This window comes from Streptomyces sp. NPDC002276, assembly GCF_053891435.1.
In genome coordinates this window covers 614,139-634,766 of record NZ_JBSFCQ010000002.1, presented here as the reverse complement: position 1 = coordinate 634,766, position 20,628 = coordinate 614,139, and the positions used below count along the sequence as shown (strand labels likewise).

At 70.4% G+C, this 20,628-nt stretch carries 23 protein-coding genes; 11 read left to right on the top strand and 12 right to left on the bottom strand.

Going from position 1 to position 20,628, the window contains the following annotated elements:
* Positions 1 to 134: 134 nt before the first annotated feature.
* Positions 135 to 1,382, top strand: a complete 1,248-nt coding sequence (locus ACWIHT_RS08035) for an MFS transporter (RefSeq protein ID WP_456166023.1) — start codon at positions 135 to 137, stop codon at positions 1,380 to 1,382.
* Between the two features lie 43 nt (positions 1,383 to 1,425).
* Here ACWIHT_RS08035 and ACWIHT_RS08030 read toward each other — a convergent pair whose 3' ends face one another.
* Complete coding sequence (locus tag ACWIHT_RS08030; protein ID WP_456165581.1) at positions 1,426 to 2,022, bottom strand: suppressor of fused domain protein; 597 nt, start codon at positions 2,020 to 2,022, stop codon at positions 1,426 to 1,428.
* Between the two features lie 508 nt (positions 2,023 to 2,530).
* On the opposite strand from ACWIHT_RS08030, the gene ACWIHT_RS08025 reads away from it, so the two are divergent.
* Together ACWIHT_RS08025 and ACWIHT_RS08020 are read left to right on the top strand one after the other, a co-directional pair.
* Positions 2,531 to 3,649, top strand: coding sequence for a magnesium and cobalt transport protein CorA (locus ACWIHT_RS08025; protein WP_456165579.1), 1,119 nt, complete (start codon positions 2,531 to 2,533; stop codon positions 3,647 to 3,649).
* A gap of 23 nt (positions 3,650 to 3,672) precedes the next feature.
* Positions 3,673 to 4,188: a hypothetical protein gene (locus ACWIHT_RS08020; RefSeq protein ID WP_456165577.1), complete on the top strand. Its 516-nt coding sequence runs from the start codon at positions 3,673 to 3,675 to the stop codon at positions 4,186 to 4,188.
* A 16-nt stretch (positions 4,189 to 4,204) separates the two neighbouring features.
* Here the strand turns inward: ACWIHT_RS08020 and ACWIHT_RS08015 are convergent, their stop codons facing one another.
* A complete protein-coding gene (locus tag ACWIHT_RS08015; protein ID WP_456165575.1) occupies positions 4,205 to 4,921 on the bottom strand; it encodes a hypothetical protein in 717 nt (238 codons plus the stop codon).
* Positions 4,922 to 5,112: 191 nt separating this feature from the next.
* Between ACWIHT_RS08015 and ACWIHT_RS08010 the strand changes: the two genes are divergently transcribed.
* The 3 genes from ACWIHT_RS08010 to ACWIHT_RS08000 are packed head-to-tail and all read left to right on the top strand — an operon-like array spanning position 5,113 to position 8,182.
* A complete protein-coding gene (locus tag ACWIHT_RS08010) occupies positions 5,113 to 6,432 on the top strand; it encodes a magnesium transporter MgtE N-terminal domain-containing protein (RefSeq protein ID WP_456165573.1) in 1,320 nt (439 codons plus the stop codon).
* Positions 6,422 to 7,006, top strand: coding sequence for a DUF1003 domain-containing protein (locus tag ACWIHT_RS08005; protein ID WP_456165571.1), 585 nt, complete (start codon positions 6,422 to 6,424; stop codon positions 7,004 to 7,006). The genes ACWIHT_RS08010 and ACWIHT_RS08005 overlap by 11 nt, the downstream gene beginning before the upstream one ends.
* 42 nt (positions 7,007 to 7,048) lie before the next feature.
* Positions 7,049 to 8,182, top strand: coding sequence for an Mrp/NBP35 family ATP-binding protein (locus tag ACWIHT_RS08000; RefSeq protein ID WP_456165569.1), 1,134 nt, complete (start codon positions 7,049 to 7,051; stop codon positions 8,180 to 8,182).
* A 61-nt stretch (positions 8,183 to 8,243) separates the two neighbouring features.
* Here ACWIHT_RS08000 and ACWIHT_RS07995 read toward each other — a convergent pair whose 3' ends face one another.
* The 5 genes from ACWIHT_RS07995 to sigE all read right to left on the bottom strand — a co-directional run bounded on the left by ACWIHT_RS07995 (position 8,244) and on the right by sigE (position 13,063).
* Positions 8,244 to 8,918 (bottom strand): hypothetical protein, encoded by a 675-nt coding sequence (locus ACWIHT_RS07995; protein WP_456165567.1) that lies wholly within the window; start codon positions 8,916 to 8,918, stop codon positions 8,244 to 8,246.
* Positions 8,919 to 9,140: 222 nt separating this feature from the next.
* Positions 9,141 to 9,569, bottom strand: coding sequence for a sec-independent translocase (locus ACWIHT_RS07990; RefSeq protein WP_456165565.1), 429 nt, complete (start codon positions 9,567 to 9,569; stop codon positions 9,141 to 9,143).
* A gap of 199 nt (positions 9,570 to 9,768) precedes the next feature.
* The gene (locus ACWIHT_RS07985) at positions 9,769 to 11,241 is read right to left on the bottom strand and encodes a S1C family serine protease (protein ID WP_456165563.1); all 1,473 of its coding nucleotides are present in this window, start codon (positions 11,239 to 11,241) and stop codon (positions 9,769 to 9,771) included.
* Between the two features lie 77 nt (positions 11,242 to 11,318).
* Positions 11,319 to 12,293, bottom strand: a complete 975-nt coding sequence (locus ACWIHT_RS07980; RefSeq protein WP_456165561.1) for a zf-HC2 domain-containing protein — start codon at positions 12,291 to 12,293, stop codon at positions 11,319 to 11,321.
* Positions 12,290 to 13,063, bottom strand: a complete 774-nt coding sequence (gene sigE, locus ACWIHT_RS07975; RefSeq protein WP_235029434.1) for an RNA polymerase sigma factor SigE — start codon at positions 13,061 to 13,063, stop codon at positions 12,290 to 12,292. Before sigE ends, ACWIHT_RS07980 begins: the two co-directional genes overlap by 4 nt.
* 51 nt (positions 13,064 to 13,114) lie before the next feature.
* On the opposite strand from sigE, the gene ACWIHT_RS07970 reads away from it, so the two are divergent.
* Entirely contained in the window at positions 13,115 to 13,249 is a 135-nt protein-coding gene (locus ACWIHT_RS07970) for a hypothetical protein (protein ID WP_456165558.1), read from the top strand.
* A 12-nt stretch (positions 13,250 to 13,261) separates the two neighbouring features.
* On the top strand, positions 13,262 to 13,960 hold the full coding sequence (locus tag ACWIHT_RS07965; protein ID WP_078532585.1) for an O-methyltransferase: 699 nt from the start codon (positions 13,262 to 13,264) through the stop codon (positions 13,958 to 13,960).
* A gap of 87 nt (positions 13,961 to 14,047) precedes the next feature.
* Here the strand turns inward: ACWIHT_RS07965 and ACWIHT_RS07960 are convergent, their stop codons facing one another.
* Positions 14,048 to 14,215 (bottom strand): DUF3117 domain-containing protein, encoded by a 168-nt coding sequence (locus ACWIHT_RS07960; RefSeq protein ID WP_003966491.1) that lies wholly within the window; start codon positions 14,213 to 14,215, stop codon positions 14,048 to 14,050.
* Between the two features lie 376 nt (positions 14,216 to 14,591).
* On the opposite strand from ACWIHT_RS07960, the gene chcB reads away from it, so the two are divergent.
* Positions 14,592 to 15,395, top strand: a complete 804-nt coding sequence (gene chcB, locus ACWIHT_RS07955) for a 2-cyclohexenylcarbonyl CoA isomerase (protein ID WP_456165555.1) — start codon at positions 14,592 to 14,594, stop codon at positions 15,393 to 15,395.
* A gap of 4 nt (positions 15,396 to 15,399) precedes the next feature.
* On the opposite strand, the gene ACWIHT_RS07950 is transcribed toward chcB, so the two are convergent.
* Both ACWIHT_RS07950 and ACWIHT_RS07945 read right to left on the bottom strand, forming a co-directional pair.
* On the bottom strand, positions 15,400 to 15,972 hold the full coding sequence (locus ACWIHT_RS07950) for a DNA-3-methyladenine glycosylase I (protein ID WP_456165553.1): 573 nt from the start codon (positions 15,970 to 15,972) through the stop codon (positions 15,400 to 15,402).
* Entirely contained in the window at positions 15,969 to 16,310 is a 342-nt protein-coding gene (locus tag ACWIHT_RS07945; protein WP_456166021.1) for a DivIVA domain-containing protein, read from the bottom strand. Before ACWIHT_RS07945 ends, ACWIHT_RS07950 begins: the two co-directional genes overlap by 4 nt.
* A 141-nt stretch (positions 16,311 to 16,451) precedes the next feature.
* Between ACWIHT_RS07945 and folP the strand changes: the two genes are divergently transcribed.
* Positions 16,452 to 17,312 (top strand): dihydropteroate synthase, encoded by an 861-nt coding sequence (gene folP / locus ACWIHT_RS07940; protein ID WP_456165551.1) that lies wholly within the window; start codon positions 16,452 to 16,454, stop codon positions 17,310 to 17,312.
* 117 nt (positions 17,313 to 17,429) lie between these two features.
* Here folP and ACWIHT_RS07935 read toward each other — a convergent pair whose 3' ends face one another.
* Positions 17,430 to 18,188, bottom strand: a complete 759-nt coding sequence (locus ACWIHT_RS07935) for an LOG family protein (protein ID WP_019072068.1) — start codon at positions 18,186 to 18,188, stop codon at positions 17,430 to 17,432.
* 77 nt (positions 18,189 to 18,265) lie between these two features.
* The gene (gene dapE, locus ACWIHT_RS07930) at positions 18,266 to 19,345 is read right to left on the bottom strand and encodes a succinyl-diaminopimelate desuccinylase (protein ID WP_456165549.1); all 1,080 of its coding nucleotides are present in this window, start codon (positions 19,343 to 19,345) and stop codon (positions 18,266 to 18,268) included.
* 85 nt (positions 19,346 to 19,430) lie between these two features.
* Here dapE and ACWIHT_RS07925 point away from each other — a divergent pair, with 85 nt between their 5' ends.
* Positions 19,431 to 20,441: a heavy metal transporter gene (locus ACWIHT_RS07925; RefSeq protein WP_456165547.1), complete on the top strand. Its 1,011-nt coding sequence runs from the start codon at positions 19,431 to 19,433 to the stop codon at positions 20,439 to 20,441.
* Positions 20,442 to 20,628 lie beyond the last annotated feature (187 nt).

Sequence of the window (20,628 nt, the reverse complement as noted above, 5' to 3'; positions counted from 1 at the left end):
CACCCCCACGTCAAGGACGATCACCCGTCCGGCAGGGACCACTCACGGAACGAAACTAGATGCACCTTGCATTCATTACCTTGCCTAACTTACTATGTGCATACACCAACCACTTGGGAGGAAGCATGGACGGGATGGACGGGACGGACGACCCCTTCGACACGGGAGCCGGCCCCGGCGCCGGCAGCCTGCTGCGGCAGCCGAAGGCCGTATGGGCCACCGCCGGCGCCTCGGTCGTCGCCTTCATGGGCATCGGGCTCGTCGACCCGATCCTGCCGTCGATAGCCAAGGGCCTGGACGCCACCGCCGGCCAGGTCTCCCTGCTCTTCACCTCGTACTTCCTGATCACCGCCGTAGCGATGCTGGTGACCGGCTTCGTCTCCAGCCGGATCGGCGGCAAGAAGACCCTGCTGCTCGGCCTCGCCCTCGTCGTGGTCTTCGCCGGTCTCGCCGGCACCTCGGGCTCGGTCGGCGAACTCGTCGGCTTCCGGGCCGGCTGGGGCCTCGGCAACGCGCTCTTCGTCTCGACGGCCCTCGCGGTCATCGTCGGCGCGGCGGCCGGCGGCAGCGCCGCCGCGATCCTGCTCTACGAGTCCGCCCTCGGCCTCGGCATGGCCTGCGGCCCGCTGGTCGGCGCCCTGCTGGGCAACCAGAGCTGGCGCTACCCCTTCTTCGGCACCGCGTTCCTGATGGCGATCGGCTTCCTGTGCATCACGGTGTTCCTGAAGGAACAGCCGAAGCCCGCCCGGAAGACCTCGCTGCTGGACCCGCTCAAGGCGCTCGGCCACGGCGGCCTCGCCTCCGCCGCGGTCTCGTCCTTCTTCTACAACTACACGTTCTTCACCGTGCTGGCCTTCACCCCGTTCGTGCTGAACATGACCCCCTACAAGTCGGGTGCCGTGTTCTTCGCCTGGGGTGTGCTGCTCGCCGTCTTCTCGGTCTTCGTCGCCCCGCGCCTCCAGTCCCGGTTCGGCTCCCTGAAGGTGCTCGGCGGCTCTCTCGTACTGCTCGCCGTCGACGTGCTCGTCCTCGGCTACGGCAGTCACACCACCGCCGTCGTCTGCACGATCCTGTCCGGCGCCTTCATCGGCGTGAACAACACCGTGTACACCGAGCTGGCCCTGGGCGTCTCGGACGCACCGCGCCCGGTGGCGAGCGCGGGCTACAACTTCGTCCGCTGGTTCGCCGCGGCGGCCGCCCCGTTCTTCGCGCCGAAGATCGAGGGCTGGAGCAACATCCACATCCCGTTCGTGGTCGCGGCGGTCACCGCGGGGCTCGGCGCGCTGGTGGTCGTCGTACGACGGAACGCGCTCACGCACGACGCCGAGGTGCTGGAGCCGAAGCACGCGACCGAGGACGGTGTCGCGGTGTTCGCCAACTAGCCGATTCCGGCCGGGGCTTGGTGAGATCGGTCACTCGGCCCGGTCACTCCAGCGGGACGGACTTGCGGGACGGATCCCGGAGGTCCGTCCCGTTCGTCAGCCAGCGCTCCTGGAGGGCCTGGGCGCCGTGGACGCGTTTCCAGGCGGCCTCGTTCGGGGTCATGGGGAGCAGGGGGAGGAAGCGGACCGGGTCGAGGGGCGCGTCGAGGTCCAGGTCCTCGATCAGGCCGCCCGGTTCGGCGACGAGTACGGAGGTGAAGGGGGCGCCGGGCCACAGCGGCTCGCCCACGTCGAGCGAGGCGCCCGGGGCCACGACCACGCCTTCGACCTGCGGGGATGCGGCGAGGACGGCGAGCGGGCGGAGCACCTTGTCGGTGTCGGCGAGGCCGCCGCGCACGGAGAGGACCAGTTCGGCGCGGGGGCCCGCGACCGGGTCGGCGAGCATCGACGTGGGGTCGCTCATGGGCTGTGCGGACATGCCGAGCGTGGCGTAGCGGACGATGCCGCCGTCCTGTCCGGCGTCCTGGAAACGCAGTACCTCGACGCGGTCCGTGCCCAGGAAGGTGACCGCCGCGCGCGCGTCCGGTTCGCCCAGCGCGGTGCGCAACCGCGCCTCGACCAGAGCAAGAACATCAACCATGCGGGGAGCATAGAACTCGTCAGTACCGGGCAAAGCAGCGCCTTGACACTTCGGCCTGCTGATAGTCTGGGCCGGTCGTTCGGGCAGCACGCAGAGGCGTCGCGATCAAGTCCCGACGCCGTTGAGACTCCCTCAAGGGGGACCGGCCGGAGGAGGTGGGGCTGCAATGGACCGAAGTCGGCCTGGCAGTACCACCCGCTCTTCCCGCTGATGTCGTCGTTCTGGCTCTAGCCCCTCCAGGCGGCTGCCGCCTCTCGCACTTCTTCACTGTCGCGGAAGAGCACTTCGTTTCTTTTTCCTGATCTGCCTGATCTGTCCGGTGTTTCCGATCCGACCGATCTGTCTGTTCCGAAGTCAGTGCCTGTATCAGTAGCGAAACTCGCCACCGCGACGGTGCGGTGCTCCCCGCTTTGTGGACGTGCCAAACATCCGCACACAGGACGTCCCCATTCCGGGCAGTTCCAACCGTCGTTGGCGCCTTTCGTTGCTCGTCGCGAAGGAGCCCGCCATGTCGATGATCCGCGACCTGCGTGCCGTGGTCCGCCCGTCCCGCCCCTCCCTCCGCAAGGACGGCGGCGCGTACGACACCACACGTGACCCCGGCACCCCCTCGGCCGTCGTCGACTGCGCCGTCTACCGCGACGGTGCCCGCGTCGACACCGGCAAGCCGCTCACCCCGCACGAGGCGATGCGCCAGGTGCGGCGCGACGGCGGCTTCGTGTGGATCGGGCTGCACGAGCCGACCGAGGCCGAATTCGCCGGTATCGCCCGGGAGTTCGGACTCCACCCGCTCGCCGTCGAGGACGCCGTACAGGCCCACCAGCGACCCAAGCTGGAGCGCTACGACGACTCCCTGTTCACCGTCTTCAAGACCATCCACTACGTCGAGCACGACCAACTCACCGCCAACAGCGAGGTAGTTGAGACCGGCGAGGTCATGTGCTTCACCGGGCGGGACTTCTTCATCACCGTGCGGCACGGCGGGCAGGGCTCGCTGCGGGCGCTGCGGCACCGCCTCCAGGACGACCCCGAGCTGCTCGCGCGCGGTCCCTCGGCGGTGCTGCACGCGATCGCCGACCATGTCGTCGACGGCTATGTCGCGGTCGCGGACGCGGTGCAGGACGACATCGACGAGGTCGAGACCGAGGTGTTCACGCCGGGCCGCAAGGGCGGGGTCTCGCGTGGTGTCGACTCGGCGCGGATCTACCAACTCAAGCGCGAGGTACTGGAGTTCAAGCGCGCGGTGTCGCCGCTGCTGCGTCCCATGCAGCTGCTGAGCGAGCGGCCGATGCGGCTGATCGACCCCGACATCCAGAAGTACTTCCGGGACGTCGCCGACCACCTCGCCCGGGTCCACGAGCAGGTCATCGGCTTCGACGAGCTGCTGAACTCGATCCTCCAGGCCAACCTGGCGCAGGCGTCCGTCGCGCAGAACGAGGACATGCGGAAGATCACCGCGTGGGCCGCGATCATCGCCGTACCGACGATGGTGACGGGCGTGTACGGCATGAACTTCGAGCACATGCCCGAACTGCACGCGCGGTACGGGTATCCGACGGTGCTCGCCTTCACCGTGACCGTCTGTCTGACGATCCACCGCACGCTGAAGCGCAACGGCTGGCTGTGAGCGGGCTGGATAGGCTGAGCGCCATGACTAGCGGTGAGCTGCTCGACCAGGCCCTCGTCGAGGAGGCCACGAAGAAGTCCGGCCTCGTCTGGGTCAACGGCCCCGGCGTCCCGGCCCGCGGGCTGTGGCACGTCTGGCACGAGGGCGCGGCCTGTCTGATCGGCGACGGTCCCGGCGAGCAGCCGCTGCCGGGGCTGACCGACGGCGGCGCCGCCGAGGTCACGGTCCGCAGCAAGGACAAGGGCGGCCGGCTGGTCGTCTGGACGGCGAAGGTCGTGGAACTGGCGCCGGGCTCCGAGGCCTGGACCGCGGCCGTCGGCGAGCTGAAGGGCAAGCGGCTCAACGCGCCCGACGGCGAGGCGATGACGGAGCGCTGGGCACGCGAGTGCCGGGTGCTGCGGCTCGAACCGACGGGCGCCACGGGCGAGTTGACGGATGATTCGCTGGCTCGGCCGCCGCTGCCGTCGCCCGCGACGACCCGTCAACCGGCCCCGGCCGCGCTGCCGCGCCTGCTCCTGAAGAAACGCAAACGCCGGTAACCGCCATCAAATGCCGTCACGAGGACGGCAGTTGCTTGCCGTAGTCGACAGTGTCGTCGTCCGCGGGTTCCGTCACGGCGAAGCTCTTGCCCCAGTCCGAGAAGGTCAGCGTGCCCGCGCCGCCCGCACGGACCAGCCGGAGCGGATACGGCTTGCCCTCAAGCGACACGTCGAGGGTGCCGCCGGAGCCGTCGTCGCCGGTGATACGGATCGTGCGGACGCCGTTCTGGTCGTGGTGTCCGTCCGTCGCGAGCGACCCGTGCAGGGTCAGCAGACTGGAGAGGAGGACGTCCTTGTCCGTGAAACCACTGAACTTCTTGTACGAGGGGTCGCCCTGCGGCACCTTCACGTACTTGCCGTGGAGCGCGCCGCCGGCGCCCGAGTCCCCGTTGCTGTTCCAGAAGTCGGCGTCGGCCTTCAGATACAGCTGCTCGCCGACCCGCAGCAGCCCGAACGTCGACCCCTGGGAGGTGACCGAGCCGCTGCCGCCGTCGGACTTCAGCCGCATGTCGAGCTTGTACGTCCGCCCGCTGGTGACGACGGTCCCCGACAGCCGTACCGCCTCGGCGGCGCCCGCGGCCGTCACCGACTTCGACTGGATCTTGTCGGCGGCCAGCTTGCCGACCCCGTTGGTCCCCGCGTCCGGATCCTCACTACAACCCGCCAGAGCCAGCACGCAGACCGCGCCTAGCAGCGCCGCACGACGGTTTCGGACCTGGGGAATCGCAGTCACAGGTGGGGGGCCTTTCGTGCGCAGGGGGGCGATGGCGTACGGCAGCGTACCGGGGTCCCCGGAGCGCGACGGAGCCAGTCCGTCCGGACCGCCCACCTGCGCGGATCGCATACGGACGGGCTAGCCTGAAGCCCGTCCGAGCGGGCAAATCGGAACATCCGGAAACCAGGAAAAGAAAGGGAGGTGCAGCCATGGCAGGGGGCGCCCCCAGGGTCTACGTCTCGCACCTCTCCGGTGTCGCCGTCTTCGATCCCAACGGCGACCAGGTGGGCCGCGTCCGCGATCTCGTCGCCATGCTCCGCGTCGGTCAACGGCCCCCGCGCCTGCTCGGCCTGGTCGTCGAACTCTCCACCCGGCGCCGCATCTTCCTCCCCATGACCCGGGTCACCGGCATCGAGTCCGGCCAGGTCGTCACCACCGGGGTGCTCAACGTCCGCCGCTTCGAGCAACGGCCCACCGAGCGGCTGGTGTTCGGCGAACTCCTCGACCGGCGCGTCACCCTCGTGGAGACCGACGAGGAGGTCACCGTCCTCGACCTGTCGGTGCAGCAGCTGCCCGCCCGCCGCGACTGGGAGATCGGCCGGATCTTCGTCCGCAAGGGCAGGACCGGCGGAGCCTTCAGAAGGGCCAAGGGCGAGACGCTGACCGTGGAGTGGTCCGCCGTCACCGGTTTCTCCCTGGAGGAGCAGGGACAGGGCGCGGAGAGCCTCCTGGCCACCTTCGAGCAGCTGCGCCCCGCCGACCTCGCCAACGTCCTGCACCATCTCTCCCCCAAGCGGCGGGCCGAGGTCGCCGCCGCCCTCGACGACGACCGCCTCGCCGACGTCCTCGAAGAGCTGCCCGAGGACGACCAGATCGAGATCCTCGGCAAGCTCAAGGAGGAGCGCGCGGCGGACGTCCTGGAGGCGATGGACCCGGACGACGCGGCCGACCTGCTCGGCGAACTGCCGGAGGAGGACCAGGAGCGGCTGCTGAACCTGATGGAGCCCTCCGAAGCGGCCGACGTCCGCCGCCTGATGTCCTACGAGGAGCACACGGCCGGCGGCCTGATGACGACCGAGCCGATCGTCCTACGGCCCGACGCGACCGTCGCCGACGCGCTCGCCCGGATCCGCAACGCCGACCTCTCCCCCGCCCTCGCCGCCCAGGTCTACGTCTGCCGCCCGCCCGACGACACCCCGACCGGCAAGTACCTCGGCACGGTCCACTTCCAGCGGCTGCTGCGCGACCCGCCGTACACCCTGGTCAGCGCGATCATCGACGGCGACCTCCAACCCCTGGACCCGGACGCCTCGTTGCAGCTCATCGCCGGGTTCTTCGCGACGTACGACATGGTCGCGGCGCCCGTGGTCGACGAGACCGGGTCGCTGCTCGGCGCGGTGACCGTGGACGACGTACTGGACCACATGCTGCCGCAGGACTGGCGGGAGACGGAATTCCATCTGAACGAAGACGAGACCGAGGCCGAGGCCGACGCAGAGACAGAGGAGGTGGCGGCTCATGACTCCTGAGCGCGAGACCACGCGGGAGCGGACACCGGCGGGCGCGACCGCCACCACCCGGTCGCGGAACCGGCTCGACCAGCCGCGCCCGCCCCGGCGCCGACTGCTGCCCGAGTACGACCCGGAGGCCTTCGGACGGCTGTCGGAACGGATCGCCCGCTTCCTGGGCACCGGCCGGTTCATCGTGTGGATGACGATCGTCATCATCGCGTGGGTGCTGTGGAACATCTTCGCCCCGCGCGATGTGCGCTTCGACAACTACCCGTTCATCTTCCTCACCCTGATGCTGTCGCTCCAGGCCTCCTACGCCGCCCCGCTGATCCTGCTCGCGCAGAACCGGCAGGACGACCGCGACCGGGTCAACCTCGAACAGGACCGCAAGCAGAACGAGCGGTCGATCGCCGACACCGAGTACCTCACCCGCGAGATCGCCGCCCTGCGCATCGGTCTCGGCGAGGTGGCGACCCGGGACTGGATCCGCTCCGAACTCCAGGACCTCGTGAAGGAGCTGGACGTACGGCACGACGGGCATGTCGTATTCCCGGCAGAACGGTCCGCCGTGCGTGACGCAGACGACCGCTGAGGGGCTGGCCGAAGGGACCGGTCGGCGCCGTACCATCGACCCATGGCTACGGAAGACGCGGTGCGTGAAGCGCTGTCGACGGTGAACGACCCCGAGATCAACCGACCCATCACCGAACTGGGGATGGTCAAGTCGGTGGAGATCGGTGCGGACGGAGCGGTCGCGGTCACCGTGTACCTGACGGTCTCCGGCTGCCCCATGCGCGAGACGATCACCCAGCGCGTGACGGAGGCGGTCTCGCGCGTCGAGGGCGTCACCGGCGTCGAGGTGACCCTGGACGTGATGAGCGACGAGCAGCGCAAGGAACTCGCGACCGCCCTGCGCGGTGGCAAGGCCGAGCGCGAGGTCCCCTTCGCCCAGCCCGGCTCCCTCACCCGCGTCTACGCGGTCGCCTCCGGCAAGGGCGGCGTCGGCAAGTCCTCGGTGACGGTGAACCTCGCGGCGGCGATGGCCGCCGACGGCCTCAAGGTCGGGGTCGTCGACGCCGACATCTACGGCCACTCCGTGCCGCGCATGCTGGGCGCCGACGGCACTCCCACCCAGGTCGAGAACATGATCATGCCGCCGTCGGCGCACGGCGTGAAGGTCATCTCCATCGGCATGTTCACCCCGGGCAACGCCCCGGTCGTGTGGCGCGGCCCGATGCTCCACCGCGCGCTCCAGCAGTTCCTGGCGGACGTGTACTGGGGCGACCTGGACGTCCTCCTCCTCGACCTCCCGCCGGGCACCGGCGACATCGCGATCTCCGTCGCCCAACTCGTCCCGAACGCCGAGATCCTGGTCGTGACGACCCCTCAGCAGGCCGCCGCCGAGGTCGCCGAGCGCGCGGGCTCCATCGCCGTACAGACCCACCAGAAGATCGTCGGCGTGGTCGAGAACATGGCGGGCCTGCCGTGCCCGCACTGCGGCGAGATGGTCGACGTCTTCGGCACGGGCGGCGGCCAGTCCGTCGCGGACGGCCTGACCCGCACGACCGGCGCCTCGGTCCCGGTCCTCGGCTCCATCCCGATCGACGTCCGCCTCCGCGAGGGCGGCGACGAGGGCAAGCCGGTCGTCCTCAGCGACCCCGACTCCCCGGCGGGCGCGGCCCTGCGCGCGATCGCGGGGAAGCTCGGGGGACGCCAGCGAGGCTTGTCGGGACTGTCACTCGGGATCACTCCCAAGAACAAGTTCTAGAGCTCTTCCTACGACGATGGGGGCGCCGTCCGATGAGACGGCGCCCCCATCGTCGTAGGAGCTACTGGGCGTACGCCGCGATGTCCTTGATCATGGCGAAGCCGAGCCCGTACGCGCTCATGCCCCGGCCGTACGCCCCCACGTGGACGCCCGCCTGGGTCGAACCGGCGAGCACCCAGCCGAACTCGGACTCGCGGTAGTGGAAGGGCGTCGGGACGCCGTCCACGGGCAGGGACAGGGTCGACCAGTCGTCGCCGGCGAGGTCGTCGGCCAGGACCCAGGCCGTCTCGGTCTGCTGCTCCAGCCAGTCGTCGCGCAGGGTGTGGTCCATCTGGCCGGGCCAGGTGAAGGACAGCAGTCCGACCCCGGCGAGCCAGGCCGCCGAGGACACCGACGTGGCCTCCAGGAGACCCGTGCCGTCCGCGGTGCGGCGCGCGGGGTTGCCCGCGACGGTGACGACCACCGCGAACTTCTCCTTGACGTCACCTGCGGCCGCCGCCGCGACTTCATTGCGTACGGAGGGCTCGTCGCCGTGTCCGATCGAACCGTGCTCGACGGCACCGTCCGCCGCCATGCCCACCTGCATCAGCCAGCGCGGCCCCGTGAAGGCCTCGTCGAGGCCGTACCACGGGAAGGGCGCCAGCAGATAGCCGTCGACCGTGCGCCGGGCGGAGGGGACCTGTTGTCCGCCCTCCGCGGCCGGCGCCTGCGCGCCTACCCGACTCGTCGTCTCCATGCCGGACGCCTCCTCGCTCTCGTCGGACCGGGGCGGCCCGCCCCCCTTCGGGCGGCTCGCCCGGTCCGCACAACAACTCGGCAGCATAGCCACCTCGTGGGAGACAGCCCGGAAAGCGCCCGGCGCGTGAGGCGCCCGGAGGCCGTGTTCAGGCCGTACGAGGGCGTGGCGGAGGTATGAAACGCGTCACGTGGGAAGCACTTCGGGAGCCGCGCGGGAGGGTCAGGTGGCGTCCGCGTCGAAGGGCGGGCGCTCGTCCTTCTCGGGGTCCTCGGGCTTCTTCGTCATGTCGAGACGACCACCGGAAGCGGACGGGGAACTCGGGGTGTCGGCGCTCTGCACCGCCTCCGTGACCTCGGCCATCTCCTTCTTGAGGTCGAAGCCGTTGCGGATCTCCTTGAGCCCCAGCTCGTCGTTGTCCAACTGCTTGCGCAGGAACGTCTTGGGGTTCAGGTCCTCGAAGTCGAAGTCCTTGAAGTCCGGGCCGAGTTCCTCGCGGATGTCCGCCTTGGCGCTCTCCGAGAACTCGCGGATCTTCTTGATCGTCCGCATCACGTCCTGGATGACCTTCGGGAGCTTGTCCGGACCGAAGACGAGCACGGCGAGGACAATGATCGTCACCAGCTCTAGCGGTCCTATGTCATTGAACACCTGAAGCTCCTTGCGATCCTCGGTCCGCGGCCCTCGGTGGTCAGTGCGCGTCTTCCGTGGTCCGGGCCGGGTCCACGGTACCCGGCGATCCCACCCGACCGGTACTGTCCCGTGGGCTACGAGTGGGTGTACGGGACCGGTTTTCCGGGTTGTTTGCCTAGTGGGACCGGCTGCGGGGCTCTCACCTGTGACGTTTCTGTCAATCGCGGGCCGAGGAGGCCAGGACGAGCGACACGGTCAAGTCCTTGCCGTCCCGCCGGAGCGTCAGGCGCAGACGGTCGCCGGGGCGGTGCGCGCGGGTCCTGACGATGAGTTCGTCGCCGGAGTGGACGCGCTCGCCGTCGACCTCGGTGATGACGTCGCCCGCCTTGAGGCCGGCCTGAGCACCGGGGCCGCCCGCGACGACCGCGGGATCCCCGTCGGTGCCCTTCGTCGCGACGCGGGCGCCGTCCCCGGTGTAGTCCATGTCGAGGGTGACGCCGATGACCGGGTGGGTGGCCTTCCCGGTGTTGATCAGTTCCTCGGCGACCCGCTTGGCCTGGTTGACGGGGATGGCGAAGCCGAGCCCGATGGAACCGGCCTGGCCGTCGCCCGTGTCGGTCCCGTCGTCGGCGGACCGGATCGCCGAGTTGATCCCCACGACCCGCCCCTGGGCGTCGAGCAGCGGCCCGCCGGAGTTGCCCGGGTTGATGGGCGCGTCGGTCTGGAGGGCGTCGACGTACGAGACGTCGCTCCCGTCCGCCGCGTCGCCGCCGGCCGTGATGGGCCGGTCCTTGGCGCTGATGATCCCGGCGGTCACGGTGTTGTCGAGGCCGAAGGGCGCGCCGATCGCCACGACGGGGTCGCCGACCCGCACATTGTCGGAGTTGCCCAGGGGCATCGGCCTGAGCCCGCGCACCCCGCTCACCCGCACCACGGCGAGGTCGTACCCGGTGTCGTGTCCGACGACCTTCGCCCTGACGGTCCGTCCCCCGCTGAAGCTCACGGATATCTCGCCGTCACTGCCCGCCGGCTGCACGACATGGTTGTTGGTGAGGATGTGCCCCCGCGTGTCCAACACGATTCCGGTGCCGGTCCCCGACTCCTCGTCGCCGCTCACATGCAGGGTCACGACACTGGGCAGCGCCCGAGCGGCGATCCCGGCCACACTCCCGACCGCCCGCCCACCACTCTCCACACCGGCCTGCGGCAACACGACGTCCCCACCGACACGGTCCCGCTCCAGATATGCCCCTACGACACCGCCGACGCCCCCGGAGACCAGCGCGAGCACGAGCCCCGAGACGACGAGGAGTCGCCGGGTGCGGTCGCGGCGCTGCTGGTGGGTGGGCGTCGCGGCGCCGGTGTGCTGGAGGGGCGCGATCAGCGGTACGGGCGCCCAGGGGTCGTAGCGGTGCCAGGGGTCGGAAACGGGGGTGGGGCTGGGGCTGGGGCCGGGGTCGAGTGGGGCAGGGTCGCTGGAAGCCGTTGAGGGGGCCGGTGGGGCGGGAGCGTCGGAGGCCGTCGTGGGGGCCTGTGAGGTGGCTCCGGGCGCCTCCACGGGATGCCCCAGCTCGAAGTCGGCCTCGGCGGAAGGGACTTCTCCGCTCACGGCCACGTCAGGCGTCTCCGCCCGTCCTCGCCCCCACCACTTGGGTTTCGTGGCCCTGGGTTCCGGTGTTCCCTCGTTCATGTGCTCCCCACCGCCCGCCGTGCCACCCCGTACTCCCCGGATTCAACCAGGTCGGCGGGGTGTGGCGCAGGGGACGGTCAGCGGTGGGGGCGGGAGGAGGCGGAGGGGGCCGGAGTGGGGGAAGAGGTGGCGTCGGGTGCGCGCAGCAGGCCGGGGGCCATGACATCGGGGGCCGTGGACCACGAGGTGAGGGCGACCGGCGGGTTCGTGTTGAGCGGGCGTATCAGCGGGGACATGACCGCCGCACCGGCCACCACGGGCGCTGTCAGCGTGTGCATGACCTCGTCGTCGCCCCGGACGGCCGTCGGGGACGGCACCCCGGGCAGCAGCGGTGCGGAGACGGAGGTCGGGACCATCGGGGTGTCGCCGAGCATCGAGCGCTGGCTCGCGCCCTGGGCCAGCAGGGGCCCGACGCCACGGCGGCGCCCGGAGTCGGCGGTCGCGGCACCCGTGCCCTGGGTGCGCGCCGGAGTCACGCCCGCGCCGCCCCTTGCCTCGGCGGCGGTGTCGCCCGGCGTGACCGTGGCCACCCCGCCCAGCGCGATCGCGGCAAGCGACACCGCGCCGGCGGCGACGAACGCGAACCGCATTCCGCGCGAGGCGGAGCGGTCGGTGTCGTGCCGGCTGACGTCATGGATACGGAAGCCCTCGCGGGCCGGTGGGGATGACGGGGTCAGGGCTGTCGCGGCATGCGGGCCCGCGGGGACGTAGCCGAACTCGAACGCGTCGAGCGGGCCGTCTCTTTTGACGCCGAAGAGACCGACCCCGGCGAAGAGCCCCCCGCCGGGTGGTTCCTCGTCGTCCGGGTCGCCGTCTCCCCCGGGGAGTCCCTGGAGTCGGGCCAGGAAGCTCTCGGAAGGGGGCGGCGGGGCCATTTCCGCGAACACGTTCTTCAGTCGGCGCTGTGCGTCGGCCTCGGCCTTGCACTTCGTACAGGTGGCCAGGTGCGCCAGTACGCGATCGCGCGACTCATGACCGAGCTCCCCGTCCACCAGGGCGGAAAGTCGGTCTCCCAGATGCTGCTCCGCAGGCGTAGGACGTGATCCACTCACGCGGACGCGCCCCCTCCCCCCAGCGCGGGCACACGCGCCACGAAGGAACGGCGCTCGGCCCGTGCTTCCGGCGAGCGGTGTGCGAGGGCCTTGCGCAGCTGGGAGCGGCCACGGTGGATCCGGGACCGGACCGTGCCGAGCTTGACGCCCAGGGTCGCGGCGATCTCCTCGTAGGAGAGGCCCTCGATGTCGCACAGGACGACCGCCGCCCGGAACTCGGGGGCGAGGGTGTCCAGGGCCTGCTGGACGTCGGCGTCGAAGTGCGCGTCGTTGAAGACCTGCTGGGGCGACGGCTCGCGGCTGGGCAGGCGCTCGGCCGCGTCCTCCCCCAGCGCGTCGAAACGGATGCGCTGCTTGCGGCGGACCATGTCCAGGAAGAGATTGGTGGTGATGCGGTGGAGCCAGCCCTCGAAGGTGCCGGGCGTGTAGGTCGACAGGGAACGGAAGACCCGGACGAAGACCTCCTGCGTGAGGTCCTCGGCGTCGTGCTGGTTCCCCGTCAGGCGGTACGCGAGCCGGTACACACGGCCGCTGTGGGTGCTGACGATCTCCTCCCAGGTGGGCGGAGTCCACGCCTGCCCGTCCGCGTCGGTGGAGAAGGTCGCGGTCTGGGCATGGTCAGCGGCGTGGCTGTGGTCAGCAGCGGTGTCGTTCACGGATTTCGGCCTGCCCGCCGATCCGAGAAAGCGCCGGAGCACTCCTCCCCGATCCACAGGTACAGCCGCACCTCCCCTGTCGGCTCTGGTGGTGTCCAGTGGAGTCCCTACCATAGCCACCTCGCCCGTTAGCTCCGGATAAGGGGTTTTACGAGAATTTGATACATGCTCATACCGACCTTCCGCCGGTACGAGCCGATGCTCGGGCCCCTGCTCCCGCCGCTGCTCGACGTCCTGATCCATCCTCATCCCCCGCTCTCCCCTCCGGCCGCGTCCCCCAGTGCATTCCTCCCCCTCTAAACGCCCGGTCCCATCAGCAGGTTCCCGGCACCAACGGATACAGTCACGCCCAGGCAACCACGGGGACAGGAGAGGGTCATTACCGGCAACCGGCAGACGAGCTGGGCGTTCGCCGACGCCTATGTCGCCGAGGACGAAGCACTGCGCTGGGCCCGGGACCGGGCCCGCGAGGCAGGGCTGCGCTCGGTGTCGCCCGGCACGGGCGCCGCGCTGCGGATGCTGGCCGCCACCGTGGACGCGAAGGCGGTGGCGGAGATCGGAACCGGGACCGGCGTGTCCGGGATGCATCTTCTGCACGGCATGCGGCCGGACGGGGTACTGACCACCGTCGACCAGGAGCCGGACCACCAGCAGTTCGCCCGCCAGGCCTTCCGCGCCTGCGGCTTCGCCAGCAACCGGGCCCGCTTCATCCCGGGCCGCGCCCTGGACGTGCTGCCCCGGCTCGCGGACGCCGGCTACGACCTCGTGTTCTGCGACGGCGACCGGCAGGAGTTCCTGGACTATCTCGCTGAATCGTTGCGCCTGCTGCGTCCGGGTGGCCTGGTGGTCTTCGAGGGCGTCTTCGCCAACGGCCGGACCGTGGACTCGGGCCCGCAGCCGACCGAGGTGCTGCGGCTGCGCGACCTGCTGCGCGCGGTCCGCGAGATCCCGGAGCTGGTGCCGTCGCTGCTCCCGGTGGGCGACGGACTGCTGTGCGCCGTCAAGCGGTAGGACACCTTGGGAACCCGGGAAGGCAGCGGCCCCGGCACCATCTCGGATGCCGGGGCAGCTGAAGGGGGATGGGCGCGTTCCGCCGCGTCAGCCGACAACCTTCTTGAGGGCGTCGCCCAGGGCGTCGGCCTCGTCAGGGGTCAGCTCGACGACGAGCCGACCGCCGCCTTCGAGCGGAACGCGCATGACGATGCCCCGCCCCTCCTTGGTCACCTCAAGCGGGCCATCGCCCGTCCGCGGCTTCATGGCCGCCATGCTCGTTCCCCTTCCTGAAACCAGCTCATCGTCGCCGACGGCCCCATGGAGGGCACGCGCGGCCCCTAATGAGACACGCGTCACCGGCATCGAACACATTGCTTCCAAGCCATTATCCCGCATCTGAGCACCCGATGACCAACATCAGTCGGCATCGCTTGGGCAACGCGCGCGAGCAAAACCACTCAATTCGCCGACGCGACTGCGATACTTCGCCGCCGCGCGGACCCCCGCCGACCGAATCCGGCCCGGAATTCTTTGACGCAGGTCACACGTCCGGTCCGGTGCTCGGACGGCGATCTCCGCCATGCTGTCCTACGGACGTAGGGCGTACCGGCCGGTACGCCGGAGCGGCGACACCCGGAGGGGACACACCATGGCCGACACCGTGCTCTACGAGGTGAGCGACGGACTCGCGAAAATCACGCTGAACCGCCCGGAGGCGATGAACGCGCTGAACATCGCGACCAAGGTCGCCCTCCGGGAGGCGGTCCAGGCCGCGGCGGGCGACGACGCCGTACGGGCGGTGCTGCTGACCGCGGCCGGGGAGCGGGCGTTCTGTGTGGGCCAGGACCTCAAGGAGCACATCACGCTGCTGGCCTCCGACCGCGAGGCCGGGACCGGGGTCACCATGACCACGGTCAAGGAGCACTACAACCCCATCGTGCGGGCGCTGGCCGGGATGGCGAAGCCCGTGGTCGCCGGGGTCAACGGGGTCGCGGCCGGGGCCGGCTTCGGGCTCGCGCTGGCCGCGGACTACCGCGTGGTGGCGGAGACCGCCGGCTTCAACACGTCCTTCGCGGGCGTGGCGCTGACCGCGGACTCCGGCATCTCCTGGACCCTGCCCAGGGTCGTCGGTCCCGGGCGCGCCTCCGACCTGCTGCTGTTCCCGCGCACGATCACCGCCCAGGAGGCGTACGACCTCGGGATCGCCAACCGTCTCGTGCCCGCGGGCGAGTTGCACGCGGAGGCCGAGAAGGTGGCGCGGGCGTTGGCCGCTGGGCCGACGGTCGCCTATGCGGCGCTGAAGGAGTCCGTCGCCTACGGCCTCTCGCACACCCTTGTAGAGACCCTGGAGAAGGAGGACGAACTCCAGGCTCGCGCGGGCGCGTCGGAGGACCACGCGATCGCTGTGGAGGCGTTCGTCAACAAGGAGACGGCGAAGTACTTGGGTCGCTGACGGCTCAAGGGAGGCGGGCCGCACAGTCCGCCAGGTGGTCGTTCACCAGCCCGCACGCCTGCATCAGTGCGTACGCCGTCGTCGGCCCTACGAATTTCAGGCCCCGCTTCTTGAGGGCCTTCGACAGGGCCGTCGACTCGTCCGTGACCGCCGGGACGTCCCCGAGGCTCTTCGGGGCCGGGCCCGGCTCGGGGGCATGGGACCAGATGAACTCGTCCAGCTCGCCCGGCGCCCAGTCGGCCAGCACGCGCGCGTTGGCGATCGTCGCGTCGATCTTGAGGCGGTTGCGGATGATGCCCGCGTCGGCGAGGAGGCGTTCGCGGTCGGCGTCCGTGAAGGTGGCCACCTCCGCGATCCTGAAGCCCGCGAACGCGGCCCGGAAGCCCTCGCGGCGGCGCAGGATCGTGATCCAGGAGAGGCCCGACTGGAAGGCCTCCAGGGAGAGCCGTTCGTAGAGGGCGTCGTCTCCGTGGACCGGGCGGCCCCACTCCTCGTCGTGGTAGGTGACGTAGTCCTCGGTGGACAACGCCCAGGGGCAGCGCAGGGCGCCGTCCGGACCGGCCACGGCGTCGCTCACTGGTGGTCGCCTTCCGCGGGCTTCTCGATCGAGACACGGTGGTTCTGCGCGCCCGCCAACGCGGACTCCAGGTCGGCGATCCGGGCGTCCCGCTCGGCGAGTTCGGCGCCGATGCGGTTGAGCGCGTCGTCCACCTCGGCCATGCGGTAGCCCCGCGCGGCGAGCGGGAAGCGGATGCTCTCCACGTCGGCCTGGTCGACGGGCCGGTCCGGGGGCAGCGCGTCGTCGAGGCGCTCGGGCGCGACGTCGGGCAGCGGGGCGTTCTCGCCGCCGCCGATCACCGAGAGGGTCACGGCGCCGACCACGACGGCGAGCCCGACGACCAGGAACAGGAACATGAACATCTCTGAGGTCTCCACGGGCGTCGATGTCGGACGTGCCGAAGCCGAATGTGTCAGGGTCCGATCGTGCCATGCGACGCTGACAGTTAGGGTCACAGGCGGCTGAAGACCGGTAGGCACTAGGAGAGGTCACAGGGGATGCTCAGGCTGGGCAGGCGTGAATTCGACGCGCACGAGCCGGTGATCATGGCGATCGTGAACCGGACCCCGGACTCCTTCTACGACCAGGGGGCCACGTTCCGCGACGAGCCCGCCCTCGCGCGCGTGGAGCAGGCGGTGGCCGAAGGGGCCGCCATCATCGACATCGGCGGGGTCAAGGCCGGTCCCGGCGAGGAGGTCACCGCCGAGGAGGAGGCGCGGCGCACGGTCGGTTTCGTGGCCGAGGTGCGGCGCCGCTTCCCGGACGTGGTCATCAGCGTCGACACCTGGCGGCACGAGGTCGGCGAGGCCGTCTGCGAGGTCGGCGCGGATCTCCTGAACGACGCGTGGGGTGGCGTCGATCCCCGGCTCGCGGAGGTCGCCGCGCGGTACGGCGTGGGCCTGGTGTGCACCCACGCGGGCGGCGCCGAGCCTCGCACACGGCCGCACCGGGTGACGTACGACGACGTCATGGCCGACATCCTGCGCGTGACCGTGGGACTCGCCGAGCGGGCCGTTTCCCTGGGGGTGCCCAGGGAGTCGGTGCTGATCGATCCCGGGCACGACTTCGGGAAGAGCACGCGGCACAGTCTGGAGGCGACGCGGCGGCTCGGGGAGATGGTCGACACGGGGTGGCCGGTGCTGGTGTCGCTGTCCAACAAGGACTTCGTGGGCGAGACGCTCGACAAGCCGGTCAAGGAGCGGGTTGTCGGGACGCTCGCGACCACGGCGGTGTCCGCGTGGCTGGGGGCGCAGGTGTACCGGGTGCACGAAGTCGCCGAGACTCGGCAGGTGTTGGACATGGTGGCGTCCATTGCCGGGACTCGGCCTCCGGCCGTGGCGCGGCGGGGGCTGGCCTGATTCTTTCGCCCCCGCCGCCCCTGCCCGTCCCGTCCCTGGGGGCTGCGCCCCCAGACCCCCCTTCGGCCCTGAAGGGGCCTCGTCCTCAAACGCCGGACGGGCTGAAGACAACCACCTCTAGCGGCCGGCTTCCTTCGACACCAGCGCGACCGCCTCGTCCACGTCGTCCGTCACGTGGAACAGGAGGAGGTCCTTCTCCGACGCCTTGCCCTGGGCGATCAGCGTGTTCTTCAGCCAGTCGACGAGGCCGCCCCAGTAGTCGCTGCCGAAGAGGACGATCGGGAAGCGGGTGACCTTCTGGGTCTGTACGAGGGTCAGGGCCTCGAAGAGTTCGTCGAGGGTGCCGAGTCCGCCGGGGAGGACCACGAAGCCCTGGGCGTACTTGACGAACATCATCTTGCGGACGAAGAAGTAACGGAAGTTCAGGCCGATGTCGACGTAGGGGTTGAGCCCCTGCTCGAAGGGCAGCTCGATGCCCAGGCCGACGGAGATGCCCTTGGCCTCCAGGGCGCCCTTGTTGGCCGCCTCCATGGCTCCGGGGCCGCCGCCGGTGATCACGGCCCACCCGGCCTCCACGAGGGCGTGTCCGAGCCGTACGCCCGCTTCGTACTCCGGTGAGTCCGGCTTGGTGCGGGCCGAGCCGAACACGCTGATCGCGGGCGGCAGTTCGGCCAGCGTGCCGAAGCCCTCGATGAACTCCGACTGGATGCGCAGTACGCGCCACGGGTCGGTGTGGACCCAGTCCGAGGGGCCGCCCGCGTCCAGGAGACGCTGGTCGGTCGTGCTCGCGGTCACCTGACCGCGCCTCCGGAGGACCGGTCCCAGGCGCTGCTCCTCGGGTGGCTGCTGCTTGCCCTCGGGGTTGCCTGTAGCCATGTGCGCTCCCTCCACTTGCAGGTGTTTCGTACCTCAGCGTAGGTCTACGCGGGTTACGGAGGGGGGACATACGGATGTCAGGCGGTGAGCCAGTCCCGCAGCCGCCGCTCCGCCTCGGGGATGAGGGCCGCCTCGACCCTCTCGTCCACCTTGTGGGCGAGGAGTTGGGCACCCGGGCCGTAGTTCACCGCGGGCACTCCCAGGGCGCTGAAGCGGGCCACGTCCGTCCAGCCGAACTTGGGGCGGGCCTCGCCGCCGACGGCCGCCATGAAGGCCGCCGCGGCCGGGTGGGTCAGGCCGGGGCGGGCCCCTCCGGTGTGGTCGTCGACGACGAACTCGTCGACCCCGCAGTCCGCGAAGTACTCGCGCACGAAGGCCTCCGCCTCCGCCTCGCTACGGTCGGGCGCGTAGCGGAAGTTGACCACCAGGGTGCACGCGTCGGGGATGACGTTGGTGGCCACGCCCCCTTCGACGCGTACCGCGTTGAGGCCCTCGTGGAACTGAAGACCGTCCACGACCGGCGTGCGGGCCTCGTAGGCGGCGAGCTTGGCCAGTGCCCTGGAGGCGGCGTGGATCGCGTTGGAGCCCATCCACGCGCGCGCGGAGTGCGCTCGTTCACCCTTGAACTTGAGGAACATCCGCAGCGTGCCCTGGCAGCCGCCCTCGACCTGACCGTCCGTCGGCTCAAGGAGGACCGCGAAGTCGCCCGCCAGCCAGTCGGGATGGGCTTCGGAGACGTGCTTGAGGCCGTTGAGCGGGGCGGCGACCTCCTCGTTGTCGTAGAAGACGAACGTCAGGTCGCGGTTGGGGGCCGGGACCGTGGCCGCGAGGCGGAGTTGGACGGCGACGCCGGACTTCATGTCGCAGGTGCCGCAGCCCCACAGGACGCCGTCCTCGTCGAGGCGCGAGGGGACGTTCCCGGCGATCGGGACCGTGTCGATGTGACCGGCCAGAATGACGCGTTCCGTACGGCCCAGATCGGTGCGCGCGACGATGTTGTTGCCGTACCGGTCGACCGTCAGGTGGGGCAGGGCGCGCAGCGCGGTCTCGATGGCGTCCGCGAGGGGCTTCTCACTGCCGCTCTCCGAGGGGAGGTCGACGAGCTGCGCGGTGAGGCGTGCGGCGTCCAACGTGAGGTCAAGTGGGGTATCGGCCATGCCGTCGACCCTAACGCGAAGGGCGTCTCCACCGTTTGTCCACACCCGGCTCAGCGGTAACAGGAGCCTCCGCTACCTTGTGGGGATGCCTGAGCAGTCCCCCACCCCAAAGAAGCGTCGACGCGGTCGCCTCTTCCGGTTCTCGGCCGCCTTCGTGGTGCTGCTCGCGGTCGCGGGCTATCTGGTCGTCCAGTACGTCACCGGCGGCCGGGGCGGCCCCGGTTGCAAGGTGGTCTCCGGGAAGGACGACGGCCAGGAGTTCGAGTTCACGCAGGAGCAGACGATGAACGCGGCGACGATCGCCGCCGTCGGCACCGGGCGCGGTATGCCGGAGCGGGCCGTGACGATCGCGCTGGCGACCGCGATCCAGGAGTCGCAGCTCGTCAACATCACCCATGGGGACCGGGATTCGCTCGGCCTGTTCCAGCAGCGGCCCTCGCAGGGCTGGGGCACCGAGAAGCAGGTCATGGACCCGACGTACGCGGCGAGCGTCTTCTACGAGCACCTGGCCAAGGTGGACGACTACCAGAAGCTCCCTCTCACGGTCGCCGCGCAGCGGGTGCAGCGCAGCGGTTACCCGGAGGCGTACGCCAAGCACGAGCCCGACGCCACGCTGCTGTCCGCCGCCCTCACCGGGCAGTCGGCCGCCACGCTGACCTGCCAGGGCCTCCCGGACACCACACAGACCTCCACCGGCCCGGACGCCGTACGGGCCGCGCTGGTACGGGACTTCGGGCGCGAGGTGCTCAAGGAGACCGGCGCGGAGGTGACCGGGGGCGCGACGACTTCCAAGGGCACGTCCAAGGGCACGTCCACGTCGAAGACGAAGACGAAGACCGCGGCCACGCCGTCGCCGAGCGCGAGTGCGGCGGGCGGGAGCAGCACGGTGACCCTGCCCGTGCGGTCGGGCAGCACGAAGACCGGCTGGCAGCTCGCGCACTGGGCGGTCGCCAACTCCTCGGCGCTGCACATCGACCGCGTGTCGTACGCGGGTCGCGAGTGGGCCGCGGGCAGCGCGAACGACCCGTGGCACTCGACCGGCACGAAGGTCGCGGGCGGCGTCCGCATCCAGACGGAGGGACCGACCGGGCAGTAGGGCCGACCGGGCAGTAGTACGGGTCCTCACCCGTAGGGGTCATGCGTGGTCGATCCGGGGCCGGGGGTGCTCAGGTTTTCGCCTGGTCACTCTCGGGTGCGCCGGAGTCCTTGAAAACAAAGGGCTGCAAGCATTCGACGGGCTTTCGGGACGGGCGACCTTTGTCCGTTTTTATCCGTAGCTGATA

Bases quoted from the DNA above. Each gene is read 5' to 3' on its own strand.
- ACWIHT_RS07995 (WP_456165567.1), bottom strand. From the start codon at position 8,918: ATGGAGACGACGAGTCGGGTAGGCGCGCAGGCGCCGGCCGCGGAGGGC.
- ACWIHT_RS07985 (WP_456165563.1), bottom strand. From the start codon at position 11,241: ATGAACGAGGGAACACCGGAACCCAGGGCCACGAAACCCAAGTGGTGG.
- sigE (WP_235029434.1), bottom strand. From the start codon at position 13,063: ATGGTAGGGACTCCACTGGACACCACCAGAGCCGACAGGGGAGGTGCG.
- ACWIHT_RS08030 (WP_456165581.1), bottom strand. From the start codon at position 2,022: ATGGTTGATGTTCTTGCTCTGGTCGAGGCGCGGTTGCGCACCGCGCTG.
- ACWIHT_RS08000 (WP_456165569.1), top strand. From the start codon at position 7,049: ATGGCTACGGAAGACGCGGTGCGTGAAGCGCTGTCGACGGTGAACGAC.
- ACWIHT_RS07945 (WP_456166021.1), bottom strand. From the start codon at position 16,310: ATGTTCCTGTTCCTGGTCGTCGGGCTCGCCGTCGTGGTCGGCGCCGTG.
- ACWIHT_RS07935 (WP_019072068.1), bottom strand. From the start codon at position 18,188: ATGGCTACAGGCAACCCCGAGGGCAAGCAGCAGCCACCCGAGGAGCAG.
- dapE (WP_456165549.1), bottom strand. From the start codon at position 19,345: ATGGCCGATACCCCACTTGACCTCACGTTGGACGCCGCACGCCTCACC.
- ACWIHT_RS08010 (WP_456165573.1), top strand. From the start codon at position 5,113: ATGGCAGGGGGCGCCCCCAGGGTCTACGTCTCGCACCTCTCCGGTGTC.
- chcB (WP_456165555.1), top strand. From the start codon at position 14,592: ATGGCCGACACCGTGCTCTACGAGGTGAGCGACGGACTCGCGAAAATC.
- folP (WP_456165551.1), top strand. From the start codon at position 16,452: ATGCTCAGGCTGGGCAGGCGTGAATTCGACGCGCACGAGCCGGTGATC.
- ACWIHT_RS08025 (WP_456165579.1), top strand. From the start codon at position 2,531: ATGTCGATGATCCGCGACCTGCGTGCCGTGGTCCGCCCGTCCCGCCCC.
- ACWIHT_RS07970 (WP_456165558.1), top strand. From the start codon at position 13,115: ATGCTCATACCGACCTTCCGCCGGTACGAGCCGATGCTCGGGCCCCTG.
- ACWIHT_RS08005 (WP_456165571.1), top strand. From the start codon at position 6,422: ATGACTCCTGAGCGCGAGACCACGCGGGAGCGGACACCGGCGGGCGCG.
- ACWIHT_RS07960 (WP_003966491.1), bottom strand. From the start codon at position 14,215: ATGGCGGCCATGAAGCCGCGGACGGGCGATGGCCCGCTTGAGGTGACC.
- ACWIHT_RS08020 (WP_456165577.1), top strand. From the start codon at position 3,673: ATGACTAGCGGTGAGCTGCTCGACCAGGCCCTCGTCGAGGAGGCCACG.
- ACWIHT_RS08035 (WP_456166023.1), top strand. From the start codon at position 135: ATGGACGGGACGGACGACCCCTTCGACACGGGAGCCGGCCCCGGCGCC.
- ACWIHT_RS07925 (WP_456165547.1), top strand. From the start codon at position 19,431: ATGCCTGAGCAGTCCCCCACCCCAAAGAAGCGTCGACGCGGTCGCCTC.